The sequence below is a fragment of the Rhodococcus sp. P3_B8 genome (genome assembly GCF_056402775.1).
The window spans coordinates 1-10,804 of the sequence record NZ_JBFUGT010000223.1; the positions used below are offsets into that span (position 1 = coordinate 1).

A 10,804-nucleotide genomic window follows, 5' to 3' on the forward strand; every position below is an offset into this window, starting at 1 on the left:
GATCTCGTTCGCCAGTCGACGAAAGCTGTTGGTGGAGGCATCCTTACGGCGCATCATCGTGAGCTTGTGCTGCACCAGCGGGTGCTCGATCACGTGTACCGTGCCCATGTAGTCGTCCTCGTTTCTTCTAGAAGACCGTGCCGTCGCTGGCGATGTTCAGCGGCGGCAGCCCACCCCGCGAGCGCTGTGCCAGCGCGCGGCCCGCCGCCCAGGTGCCGCCCTCCAGGACGCAGGCCAGCGGCATCTCTCGGGAATCCACGCCCAGACGTGCGCGCACCAGCGGGGCCAGTTCGTCCAGGAGGGCTACCGTCAACGCGCGCCACTCGACCACCAATTCGTCTCCGGCCGTCCAGTTTTGTGCAGCCCAGACCGGATCGTGCAGGCGGAGCACACCGGTGTCGAGAAGCAGACCGCCGTTGCGGTATTCGGGCAGGCCGGTCAGCTCGTCCAACCCGACCACCCGGACGCCCGCCCATTGGAAGGGCTCCAGCAACGAATAGCTCAGCCATTGCGACAGTTTGTGAAACGGCATCCAGCCCCGGGTCAAGCCCGGACCGGCCACCGCGTCGTGGCGCCAGACGTCGCCCAACGGTTCGGCGCCGATGGCGTTGCCCGTAGGCCAGATGCCCGAGAGCGACGTCAGAAGCTGCGACAGGATGTCGTGGGCGGCGACCGTCGCCGCGGCGGCACCCTGTGGGGCGACCAGCACATCGAACAGGCCACCCGGCCGGCCGTGCGGGCCGAACACTTCGGGCTGCGCGGCGAGCGCCTCGCCCAGCCGTCGCAGCAGCAGCACGCGACCTTCGAGACCCACCAACGGATTGGACGGGCCGGCCTGGAACACCTCGGCCAGCCGGTCGGTATCCAGCCCGCGTAGTCCGGCCGCATCGACCTGCAGCGGGTGCGCCGCGTCGCTCGAGAACAGGCCACCGAGGAAGGCGTGCCAGCTCGCGACGCCCAGTCCCTCGGAACGCGCGAAGCGCTGCCCGCCGTCCACCTCGTGGTAGTGCCAGTCGGGACCGGCTCCTGCGTCGAGCAGGACGCTGACCACCGCCAGGTCGATCATGGCGCGGGCGCGGCCCGGCGCGTCCAGCGCGGTCAGTCGTGCATCCAGCTCGGCCTTGCGGTCCACGCCGCCGGCTTCGAAATGGCGCCAGCGGCTGTGGTACGGAATTGTCRGGTCTGGATAGCGGGCACGCGTGACGGCGGCGACCTCCGCCGCGGCCGCCTCCAATGCGTCGTCGTCGATGCCGAACCAGAGTGAATCGCCCTCGCGCGCACGGGACAGCAGTTGTCGTGCTCGCTCCCGCACGGCCGACGTGGTACGTAGAGCGGCGGTCGCATCCTCGGCCCGCCCGGTGTCCAGGACGGGACCGACGCCGGTCACGCTCATCCGTCCAACTCCCGGCCCTTGACCTTCGCCAATTCGTCAGCGTCCGGCACAGCGCCGGGCGTGAAGTAGCCGGCCGCCATCTTGGCGTCGATCTCCACGCGCGCGTCGGCCGGGATCAGGTCCGCGGGAAGGTCCACCCGCTCCGCGACCTCGATACCCGAGCCGGTGATGGCGTCGTATTTCATGTTGCTCATGGAGACCAGGCGGTGGATCTTTCTGACGCCCAGCCAGTGCAGCACGTCGGGCATCATCTCCTGGAAGCGCATGTCCTGCACGCCGGCCACGCATTCGGTGCGGGCGAAGTACTGGTCGGCCGTGTCGCCGCCCACCTGGCGCTTGCGCGCGTTGTAGACCAGGAACTTGGTCACCTCGCCGAGCGCCCGGCCCTCCTTGCGGGAGTACGCCACCAGGCCCACGCCACCGCGCTGCGCACCCTGGATGCACTCCTCGATCGCATGCGTGAGGTACGGGCGGCAGGTACAGATGTCGGAACCGAATACGTCCGAGCCGTTGCACTCGTCGTGTACGCGTGCGGTCAGCTCCAACCCGGGGTCGGCCAGGTCACGAGCATCGCCGAAGATGTACACGGTCTGACCCCCGATCGGGGGCAGGAACACCTCGAGGTCCGAGCGCGTCACGAGCTCGGGGTACATGCCGCCGGTCTCCTCGAACAGCACGCGGCGCAGGTCCGTCTCGCTGCAGTGAAAGCGCTCCGCCACACCCGGCAGGTGCCAGACGGGCTCGATCGCCGCCTTGGTTACCAGCGCAGCACCACTGGGCAGCAGGAAGCGGCCGTCCGGGTGCAGGCGACCTTTCTGGATGGCCTCCATGACCTCCGGCAGGATCACATGCGCCTTGGTGACAGCGATGCTCGGGCGGATGTCGTGACCCGCCGCCAACTCGGCGGCGAAGACCTCGGCCACCGTGGCACCCCACGGGTCCAGGCTCACGATCTTGCCGGGCTCGCTCCACTGCGGGTACGGGCCGATGATGTTCGTGGGCGCGGTATCGGTGAGGTCGGCCTTGTGATGGCGCGACAGCGCGCCCGACGCCACCGCCAGTGCCCGGTAAATGCTGTACGAGCCGCTGTGCGTTCCGATCACGTTGCGGTGGGCGCGGTTGGTGGTGGTACCGACCACCGGTCCGCGCTCGGACGGCGTGGGTGCTCCCCAGTGGATCGGCAGGGCGCCGACACCGCCGCTGTGTGAGGTCAATCGGATGTGCCCACCGGCGGGCTCGGGGGTGGCGGCGACGGATTCAGCGGACATGACGTTCCTCCGTTAAGGAAGGCCCGACGGCACGGCATGCCGCCGGAACGTGTCTCCGGCGCCGGATGCTGCCGACCACCGGAAACCGAAGCATAACCACTCTTTCACCACAATGTCGTGTGGCGAAGACGGCGGCGACGAATGCTGACGAGGTACACGGTGACTGGGCCTGGGATAGTGTCGCCGAGGTGACGAAGAATCGAGCGCGAGCCGTCGACCTGCGAACCCAGATCGAGGCGGACGACGTCTTCGCGCGGGGCGACGCGTTGCGTGCCACTGTGCCGTCGAGTGCGCACGGGAGCGCCGCGGTCGGCGCGGGACGGCCGGATGTGCTCGATTTCGTCGAGGCCAGCAATCGAGGAAGGCTGGCGAATCTGATCCCGCTGCGAATCGGTCGGATGATCGCCTCCCCGTTCGCTTTCTTGCGCGGCGCCGCGGGCCTGATGGCGGCCGACCTCGCCGACTCTCGGGTTACCGGATTGACAGCGCAGCTGTGCGGTGACGCGCATGCGGCCAACTTCGGCCTGTACGGGACACCGGACGGTCAAATCGTCATGGATATCAACGATTTCGACGAAACCCTCCCTGGTCCGTGGGAGTGGGATCTCAAACGCCTCGCCGCGAGCCTGGTCCTCGCGGGTCGCGAAGGCGGTGTGTCCGAGAACGGCTGCATCGAGGCCGCCGAGGACGCCGTCAAATCGTATCGGCGCACCATTCGCGATCTCGCCGAACTGCCATTCCTTCAGTCCTGGAATGCGCTCCCGGACAAGTCGGTGCTCGAGCGGGCCAAGGCCGAGGCTCTGCTCGACGACTTCGACAAGGCCGCACAGAAGGCGCGGCGCAATACCAGCGAGAAGGTGGCGGCGAAGTGGACCGCTCACATCGAAGATCACGAGACCGGGATCCGCCGACGACGGTTCATCGACGATCCGCCGGTACTCACCCACGTCGATCGCGCAACCGCCGATGCCGTGACCGACGGTCTGGAACTTTATGTCGACTCACTGCGCGAGTCCCGCAGGAACCTGATCGCCCGATTCGCCGTGTCCGACGTCGCGTTCCGGATCGTCGGAACGGGCAGCGTCGGTCTGCGCAGCTATATCGCCCTGCTGCACGGTAATCGGGACGAGGTGCTCGTACTTCAACTGAAACAGGCCCGGCCGTCCGCACTGTCGGCGTACCTACCGGTCGGCGAGCCGAAACACGAGGGCAAGCGGATAGTGCACGGCGCCCGGCTGGTGCAGGCGGAATCGGACTTTCTGCTGGGCTGGACGACCATCGACGGCCTCCCTTACATCGTGCGGCAGTTCCGAAACCTCAAAGGGGACATCGATCCAACCGGTCTCGAGCAAGACCATCTCGACGACTACGGCCGGCTCGCCGGCGCCCTGCTCGCGCGTGCGCATACCCGCTCGCTCGATCCGCGGGTTCTCGCCGGCTACTTCGCCAGCGACACGGAACTGGACGAGGTGATCGGGCGGTATGCCGTCAGCTACGCCGATCAGACCGAAGCCGACCACGCAACGCTGGTCGCCGCGGTGAAATCGGGGCGGATCGCTGCCGAGCCGGCCTGATCCGGCACGTAGAAACCACGAGTAGCTGGTGGCGAGCCGAGAGAGGTCGCCACTCCCCAAGATACGAGGCGCGGGTGCACCTCGTATCCACCCGAGCCGGACTGCCTCGGATACGTGAGTGTGAGTGGCGACCTCTTTCGTCGCAACGAGAACGTACCTCGCACCTCCGACATGAATCTGCGGCGCGCGCTCGCGCCGCTCAGGAGCTGCACCGCGAAGTACCGTTCCGGCACCGCCAGCTCATCCACCGGACGGACAGGGCAAGCACACGTGGCACGACGAAATACACCGCCGTGGGAACGACGACACCGGTGAGCGACAAAGCCCGCAACCAGGTCGGCCAGGTGGCCGTGATCGGACCCGACAGGGTCATGACGGTCATGCCCACCGTGACGAGCGGGAAGATGGACACCCAGGTGACGACCACCCGCAAGTGGATGGACGGGGCCCTCTCCGGCACGAGATCCCGAGCATGCCCGTCGGCACGTTCCGTTCGTGGAGGCCGGCGCTTCGTGGTCGTCGGAGCGAAATGTTCGACCACCGTAGATGCGAGAGCAAGAGATTCCATCCTGAGGTAGCCCTTCTCGTAACTCCAACTATTCAGTTGCCTTTCGACCGTAGGGGCTGGACTTACAGATTGCAACCAGACAGTTGGAGTTGTCGTAGGATGCAGCCGTGGCATGGGATACCGAACGAACCAAGAGACTTCTCATCGAGGCCGGAGTTGCAGAGTTCAGTTCGTTCGGTCTGGCCGGTGCTCGTGTCGATCGGATCGCCGAGAAAGCAGGCGTGAACAAAGAGCGCATCTACCAGTACTTCGGCAAGAAGGAAGCGTTCTTCAGCGCGGTCCTCGAACATGAACTCGCAACCACGCTGGCCGCTGTCGAACTGTCCGGTCACGGGGTCGTCGCCATCGCCGACTACGCCGGTCGCCGATTCGACTACCAACGCGAGCACCCCACTTTCACCCGTCTGCTGTTCTGGGAAGGACTCGAACTCGAGGCGCCTGTCGCGGAAGCATCGCGACAGAAGCACGCTCAGGCGATAGTTGCCAGCGCACGGGAAGCTGTCCCCGAACTTTCCGAGAGCGACGCCCAGGAACTGCTCATCACCGTGATCACCCTCGTCGACGGCTGGGTAGCTCTCCAGACCGCAGACCGGCTGTTTTCGACACCCCTTCCGTGTGGCCGCGACCGGGACTCGCGCCGACGCGATTTCATCGTGATGACGGTTGAGGCCGCCACGCGAGCCGCACTCACCCGAACCCAGTCGGCCCGGACCCAACTCACCGCCGGCTCGCCGCGGATGGGTGATGCGGGTTCCGCATTGCGGTCCACCCGAGAGGATGGAGCCGGCAAGGTCTGATCATGGCGTTCGGGTGGCGTTCGGTCACTGCAGAGTGGCCGCTGGTGATTCCACCGGTGTCCGTTGCGGTGTTGGGCGTGACCTGGGGCCGGGACATCGGCACGGTGCTGGTGCTCGTCGTGGCGGTGGTGCTGGTCGGCGCAGTGCTCGCCGCTGTTCATCACGCCGAGGTGGTTGCACACAAGGTCGGCGAGCCGTTCGGATCGCTGATTCTCGCTGTCGCCGTCACTGTCATCGAGGTCGGATTGATCGTGACACTGATGATCTCGGGTGGTCCGGCGACGGCCTCGTTGGCCCGCGACACGGTATTCGCGGCGGTGATGCTCACCGTCAACGGCATCATGGGGTTGTCTCTGTTCGTCGGCGCGCGAAGATACGGGGTCGCGCTGTTCAATGCGGAGGGTACGGGCGCGGCACTGGCGACCGTGGCGTCACTGGCTACCCTGAGCCTGGTGCTGCCGACCTTCACGACGAGCCGGCCGGGCCCCGAATTCTCCTCGGTTCAGTTGATATTCGCGGCCGTGGCCTCGCTGGTTCTGTACGGGATGTTCGTCCTCACCCAAACCGGGCCGCATCGACACTTCTTCCTGCCCGTCATCCCCGACGAACCTGTGAGTGTCGAGGACCGGAACGCGGCACCGCCGACGGGCAGGGTGGCGGGTGTGAGCCTCGCGCTGCTGGTGCTGGCGCTGTGCGCAGTCGTGGGATTGGCAAGGTCCGTCGGCCTGCGCCTCACCGTTCGTGGAGACATCACCAGCGAGTCTCCCCGAAATGCGTTCGGGTAAGTTTCCGCGCATGGAAACCGCATCGTGGGTCGGCGCGGCGGCTGCGGTGCTGTTCGGTGCCACCGCTGCCGCAGCGTGGCGGAAGGCAAACCTCGCCGATCAGGCCAGGCGCGAGGCCGAGGCTGCACTGGACGTGGCGCTCGAACAGGTCACCGCGTTGACCCGGATCGCCGAAGCCGCGCAGCGAGCATTCCCACAACCGCAGCACGTCGAGTTCGAAGTCCGCCGCATTCGGGGCCCCGTCGACCGGTTCCGGCTCCGCAACGTCGGAACGGGTACCGCCACCGACGTGCGGTTCGTCGTCGATCCCGTCGAGGAACAGAACCGCCGGATTCCCACGCCGCAATGGCTGCAGGACGAACAAGTGACGTTGCTGCCGAAGGAGTGGGCCGAATTCGCCGCGAGCGCGTTGTCGCCCGTCGGCGGCTCGTGGCGAATAGTGTTTCCGGCATTCGTCACCGTGATCTGCGACGAAGCCGGCGCTCCGCAACGGGTGGACCTGCCGACTGCTGTCGTTACCGAGGACGGCGTGATCGGCTGAACTGCCGAGACCCGCAACTGGCGAGCAGCGCGGCTATCAGCGACTTTCCTGGCCCAGACGGTTCCCGACGCGATCGAACCATTCGAGTACTGCACGTTCGTACACGATGCCGAAGTCGAGCGTGGCCATGGCGAATCGGTTGGAACCGTGGACCACGGCGTCACGCTCGTACTCGGCGAGCTGACGCTCGTGCGCTGCCCGGTGCGAGTCCAGCATCTCGGCCAACCGTTCGGGCGGAAGGTGCGCGCCGAACGCGACGGTGAGCAGCATCGGATAACGGATGTTCTCCGGGCCGGGGTCGCGCTCGATCCACTCCGAAAACGCCCGGCGACCGTCCTCGGTGAGCGTGTAGGGCTTGCGCTCTCGGGCGCCCCGTTCCCCCGCCTCGATCAACCCGGCACGCTCCATCGCGGCGAGCTCCCGATACACCTGGCTGGTCGTGATCGACCAGAACTTGCCGATGCGTTCCTGCGCGGTGACGACCAGGTCCCACCCGGTTTTCGATCCCTCGTGCAGGAACCCGAGGAGCGATGCCGCAGTGGCGTTGAGGGGACGTTCTGCCATGGCACGGTCCTTCGCGCAGTCGGGGGGTTGACATTCCACTGTGGCATATCGATCATAGTGAGAAGCGACATTCCACAGTGGAATGTCATCGCTGAGGAGGGTCCGATGCAGTACGCGGACAACATCCGGATATCCGATTCCGAACGTGAGCAGGTCGTCGGTGAGCTCGGGCGGCATCTCACCGAGGGGCGACTGACCATCGGCGAGTTCGACCAGCGGGTGGCACAGGTGTACCAGTCGACGACCCAGCAGCAGGCGCATCAGGTGTTGCGTGATCTTCCGTCGGCACCCCCGCCAGTTGCCCTCGCGCGGCCCGTGGCACCGGCGGCCCACCCCTCGCGTCGTCGCATCCCGGGTCACCAGCGGATCGAGTGGCTCGTTTGGCTCGCCGCCGGAGGAATCAACATCGCGATCTGGGGCGTCGTCTCGCTCGCTACCGGCGTGATGATCTACCCCTGGCCGATATGGGTGATAGGCCCGTGGGGTTTGGTGCTGCTGGGCAGGACGGTGCTCAGGCGCGAGGGCGGGTGCAGCAGGATCACCGATGCGTTGCACGACGACCGGACCAGAGTCGCCGCGAGTCGCTGAATCTCCGCGGACGAACGGCGTAGCGCCCCGGCCCGTCGGTCACCCGGCGAAGGGCGCGATCCAGGGTCGGATCGTCGGTGGCACCGTGCGCCCGCAGCCGCGCATACATGCCGCCCGGGTGAGTGCCCCAGCGGGCTGGAACACCCTCGATGGCCTCGGGGGTGAGATCTGGTGCACGGTGCCGAGAGGCCGTGACCAGGCAGAATGGTCCGCATCCCCGCCCGATGAGGGCCGCGAGGACCAGAAGATAGGTATACCCCCCGGTGAAACGGCCGATGCGCCATCTCCCCGCAGTGCGCGACGATGTGACCTGTCTCATACTCACGAACCGGGGTCGCCCGCTGGTCCGACGCCGCCACTGACGGAGGGTGCTCGCACCGATGAATGCAGAACCGATTACCTGCGGTGATTACGTCACGGCAACCTTCGCGCGTGATTTCGTCGCCGAGGGATTCGACCACGACGCTGTCGAACGCATCTACAGCGGTCTGTTCGACGAGTGGAGTCACGCCCTTGCTCAATCGGGCCTGTTCACCAACAGAACCGTCGCGGCCGCGCTGAACTCCTGGCAGGACGACCCACACTCCCTCCTCGAMGCCCTGCTGGCGAACGCGGACGAGATGACCCTCAAGCGCTACGACCTCGTCTGGGAGGCATTGGAGCGCGCCCACGTCGGTTCGGCCGAACCCCTCGCCGAATACGCATGACGCGGCCCCCTACGGCAGTGGCGCCGCGAAGTCCACCCGAGTCGTTCAACCCCACTTTCACAGACCACCCACCACACCGACGAACGAGAACAATGAGCACCAACACGTACCCAACCATCGAAACCATCCGCATAGGGCAGTCCGGTCACGAATGCCGCTACTGCGGGCACGCCGTCGTCAAGGATGGCCCGGGCTACCGGCACACCACGACCGGTCAGTACCGCTGCGATCCCGCCAGTCGAGCAGTGAACGAAGCCCGGCTGTCCAACAGCATGGTTCGGAGCTGAGCACGATGAACGTGCAAACGATGCAGGTGAGCGCGGCGCCCGACGGGCTGGGCCGATACCGCGACGCGGTCGATGCGCTGCATGCCTTCGACGATCCCGGCCACCGAACCGACCCTCGTACGGCGCTACTGTTCGACAGCCTCATCGATGATCTGATCGAGGCGGCCCAGACGGCCGACGCAGGCGGCACGGTTCAACAGCGCGACATCTTCGCCGTGATCGACACCGCGATCTCCCGCCCGCGCCCGTCACTCTGAACCTCCTGCGGCACCCACGTCCGAACGAAGGACTCCAGCTAGGAGTGGGCAGTGACGGTCAACTCGATTCCACTTCCCCGCCTGATGGTGTTGTAGATCGGGCAGGACGCCTCGAATTTCGCAGCCAATGAGTCGGCCGTCGGCTGTTCCACCCCGTGAATCTCGATGTGCTTCACGCGGATGTCCTCGAATCCGAAACGAGGTGGTTCTCGCGGGCATCGCGGATGAATCGTCCCGGCGCACCGAATACGTTGTGTCCGAGACACTTCCGCGACGTCTACACCGGAGACCATCGGCGCGGACTCGGACGGTCCCGTACACCGCTACCGGAGACGTTGCTCGGTTGTGGACGCGGAGGAAGCCCAGGCCTCCTCCAATCTGCAGCAGATCGAAACGGAACACCGCGAGATCCTGACCGCCGTGCAGAGCGGCAAGGCCGAAATGGCGCGGATCCTGATGATCGCCCACCAGGCGCGGACCCGCGATCTGCGTATCGCAGCAATGGCCCGCCGGTAGATCGCCAGGTCATCGCGGAACCGGGCGTTGCCTCACCGTCTACTACCATGCTTCGCAGATGGGGATGCGCGGTCAGGGCACCCGGTGAGACGAAGGATCGGCAATGACGAACGACCGCAGTGTGGACCCGAAATCTCGACCGTCCGCAGGGCGGCGGCGCCTGCCCTGGTTGCTACTGGCGGTCGTGGTGGTCGTCGTGGCAGCGGTCGCCGTCGTCGCCTACGTGCTGACTTCCGGAGCCGACGACGAAGCCCGCGACTTCTCGCCGAGCGCGGACAATCCTGATCCGTCACTGGGAATCGAAGGGGTCGTCACCGTCGACTATCCGCCCGCCGCCCATGTGCAGGCACCGCAGCGGGTGGCCTACGACCAGAGTCCCCCGTTCGGCGGTGCACACGACCAGTACTGGGCAACCTGCACCGGCATTGTCTATCCCGAAGCGATCCGCAGCGAGAACGCCGTGCACTCCCTCGAGCACGGCRCCGTGTGGGTGACCTATGATCCGGACCGGCTGGACGACGACGACATCGCGGCTCTGGCAGCGAACGTCGACGGCGAACCGTACACCCTGATGTCGCCGTACCCCGGTCTCGACTCGGCGGTGTCCCTGCAGTCGTGGGGTCACCAACTGAAACTCGACGACGTAGCCGATCCGCGGATCTCCGACTTCCTCACCGCGTTGCGACAGAACCCGAACACCTACCCGGAACCGGGAGCAACCTGCTCGACGGTGCGGGGTGGATTCGACCCGGCCGATCCGCCACCGTTCGATCCCTCCGCACCGGGTGCGGACGCCGTTCCGGTCGACGGCGAGTAGCCGCGTCCGCAGACGTTCCCACACCACTTCGGGCGAGATCGGGTTCCCGCGGTCGACGCCGAAATTCACCTACCGAAAATGTGCCCGACTTGTCGATATCGCGATCGCCGATTCGACGAATAAGTAGGAGCACATGAGGAGG

At 66.2% G+C, this 10,804-nt stretch carries 14 protein-coding genes and 2 pseudogenes; 10 read left to right on the forward strand and 6 right to left on the reverse strand.

Annotation, left to right across the window (positions count from 1 at the left end):
• The 3 genes and pseudogenes from AC1D1G_RS34350 to AC1D1G_RS34360 form a co-directional block, all read right to left on the reverse strand.
• Positions 1-108: pseudogene (locus AC1D1G_RS34350) on the reverse strand (uracil phosphoribosyltransferase); the annotation flags it as partial.
• Between the two features lie 19 nt (positions 109-127).
• Positions 128-1,393 (reverse strand): URC4/urg3 family protein, encoded by a 1,266-nt coding sequence (locus AC1D1G_RS34355; protein WP_477955575.1) that lies wholly within the window; start codon positions 1,391-1,393, stop codon positions 128-130.
• On the reverse strand, positions 1,390-2,661 hold the full coding sequence (locus AC1D1G_RS34360; RefSeq protein WP_477955577.1) for a GTP cyclohydrolase II: 1,272 nt from the start codon (positions 2,659-2,661) through the stop codon (positions 1,390-1,392). The genes AC1D1G_RS34355 and AC1D1G_RS34360 overlap by 4 nt, the downstream gene beginning before the upstream one ends.
• A 188-nt stretch (positions 2,662-2,849) precedes the next feature.
• Between AC1D1G_RS34360 and AC1D1G_RS34365 the strand changes: the two genes are divergently transcribed.
• Positions 2,850-4,235 carry a DUF2252 domain-containing protein gene (locus AC1D1G_RS34365; RefSeq protein ID WP_283353177.1) on the forward strand — a complete coding sequence of 462 codons (1,386 nt, stop codon included), beginning with the start codon at positions 2,850-2,852 and terminating at the stop codon, positions 4,233-4,235.
• Between the two features lie 199 nt (positions 4,236-4,434).
• Here AC1D1G_RS34365 and AC1D1G_RS34370 read toward each other — a convergent pair whose 3' ends face one another.
• Positions 4,435-4,695 (reverse strand): putative antibiotic biosynthesis monooxygenase, encoded by a 261-nt coding sequence (locus AC1D1G_RS34370; protein WP_477955578.1) that lies wholly within the window; start codon positions 4,693-4,695, stop codon positions 4,435-4,437.
• A 215-nt stretch (positions 4,696-4,910) separates the two neighbouring features.
• Here AC1D1G_RS34370 and AC1D1G_RS34375 point away from each other — a divergent pair, with 215 nt between their 5' ends.
• From AC1D1G_RS34375 to AC1D1G_RS34385, 3 genes and pseudogenes are all read left to right on the forward strand, one after another.
• Positions 4,911-5,600 carry a TetR/AcrR family transcriptional regulator gene (locus AC1D1G_RS34375; RefSeq protein ID WP_283353179.1) on the forward strand — a complete coding sequence of 230 codons (690 nt, stop codon included), beginning with the start codon at positions 4,911-4,913 and terminating at the stop codon, positions 5,598-5,600.
• A gap of 2 nt (positions 5,601-5,602) precedes the next feature.
• Positions 5,603-6,316: pseudogene (locus AC1D1G_RS34380) on the forward strand (calcium:cation antiporter); the annotation flags it as partial.
• A gap of 79 nt (positions 6,317-6,395) precedes the next feature.
• Positions 6,396-6,926 carry a hypothetical protein gene (locus tag AC1D1G_RS34385; protein ID WP_283353180.1) on the forward strand — a complete coding sequence of 177 codons (531 nt, stop codon included), beginning with the start codon at positions 6,396-6,398 and terminating at the stop codon, positions 6,924-6,926.
• A gap of 36 nt (positions 6,927-6,962) precedes the next feature.
• Here the strand turns inward: AC1D1G_RS34385 and AC1D1G_RS34390 are convergent, their stop codons facing one another.
• Positions 6,963-7,490 carry a PadR family transcriptional regulator gene (locus AC1D1G_RS34390; RefSeq protein ID WP_283334197.1) on the reverse strand — a complete coding sequence of 176 codons (528 nt, stop codon included), beginning with the start codon at positions 7,488-7,490 and terminating at the stop codon, positions 6,963-6,965.
• Positions 7,491-7,595: 105 nt separating this feature from the next.
• On the opposite strand from AC1D1G_RS34390, the gene AC1D1G_RS34395 reads away from it, so the two are divergent.
• The 4 genes from AC1D1G_RS34395 to AC1D1G_RS34410 all read left to right on the forward strand — a co-directional run bounded on the left by AC1D1G_RS34395 (position 7,596) and on the right by AC1D1G_RS34410 (position 9,329).
• Entirely contained in the window at positions 7,596-8,078 is a 483-nt protein-coding gene (locus AC1D1G_RS34395; RefSeq protein WP_283334195.1) for a DUF1707 SHOCT-like domain-containing protein, read from the forward strand.
• Positions 8,079-8,458: 380 nt separating this feature from the next.
• On the forward strand, positions 8,459-8,785 hold the full coding sequence (locus AC1D1G_RS34400) for a hypothetical protein (RefSeq protein WP_477955581.1): 327 nt from the start codon (positions 8,459-8,461) through the stop codon (positions 8,783-8,785).
• Positions 8,786-8,877: 92 nt separating this feature from the next.
• Complete coding sequence (locus AC1D1G_RS34405; protein ID WP_105413888.1) at positions 8,878-9,072, forward strand: hypothetical protein; 195 nt, start codon at positions 8,878-8,880, stop codon at positions 9,070-9,072.
• A gap of 20 nt (positions 9,073-9,092) precedes the next feature.
• The gene (locus AC1D1G_RS34410) at positions 9,093-9,329 is read left to right on the forward strand and encodes a hypothetical protein (protein WP_283353182.1); all 237 of its coding nucleotides are present in this window, start codon (positions 9,093-9,095) and stop codon (positions 9,327-9,329) included.
• 38 nt (positions 9,330-9,367) lie between these two features.
• Here AC1D1G_RS34410 and AC1D1G_RS34415 read toward each other — a convergent pair whose 3' ends face one another.
• On the reverse strand, positions 9,368-9,505 hold the full coding sequence (locus tag AC1D1G_RS34415; RefSeq protein WP_280784237.1) for a hypothetical protein: 138 nt from the start codon (positions 9,503-9,505) through the stop codon (positions 9,368-9,370).
• 169 nt (positions 9,506-9,674) lie between these two features.
• Here AC1D1G_RS34415 and AC1D1G_RS34420 point away from each other — a divergent pair, with 169 nt between their 5' ends.
• On the forward strand, positions 9,675-9,845 hold the full coding sequence (locus AC1D1G_RS34420) for a hypothetical protein (RefSeq protein ID WP_283353183.1): 171 nt from the start codon (positions 9,675-9,677) through the stop codon (positions 9,843-9,845).
• Between the two features lie 103 nt (positions 9,846-9,948).
• Positions 9,949-10,662, forward strand: coding sequence for a DUF3105 domain-containing protein (locus AC1D1G_RS34425; protein ID WP_477955583.1), 714 nt, complete (start codon positions 9,949-9,951; stop codon positions 10,660-10,662).
• Positions 10,663-10,804 lie beyond the last annotated feature (142 nt).

What these genes read in the sequence shown, in the direction of transcription:
- AC1D1G_RS34395 (WP_283334195.1), top strand. Translation starts at nt 7,596, where the DNA reads ATGCAGTACGCGGACAACATCCGGATATCCGATTCCGAACGTGAGCAG.
- AC1D1G_RS34410 (WP_283353182.1), top strand. Translation starts at nt 9,093, where the DNA reads ATGCAGGTGAGCGCGGCGCCCGACGGGCTGGGCCGATACCGCGACGCG.
- AC1D1G_RS34360 (WP_477955577.1), bottom strand. Translation starts at nt 2,661, where the DNA reads ATGTCCGCTGAATCCGTCGCCGCCACCCCCGAGCCCGCCGGTGGGCAC.
- AC1D1G_RS34390 (WP_283334197.1), bottom strand. Translation starts at nt 7,490, where the DNA reads ATGGCAGAACGTCCCCTCAACGCCACTGCGGCATCGCTCCTCGGGTTC.
- AC1D1G_RS34385 (WP_283353180.1), top strand. Translation starts at nt 6,396, where the DNA reads ATGGAAACCGCATCGTGGGTCGGCGCGGCGGCTGCGGTGCTGTTCGGT.
- AC1D1G_RS34405 (WP_105413888.1), top strand. Translation starts at nt 8,878, where the DNA reads ATGAGCACCAACACGTACCCAACCATCGAAACCATCCGCATAGGGCAG.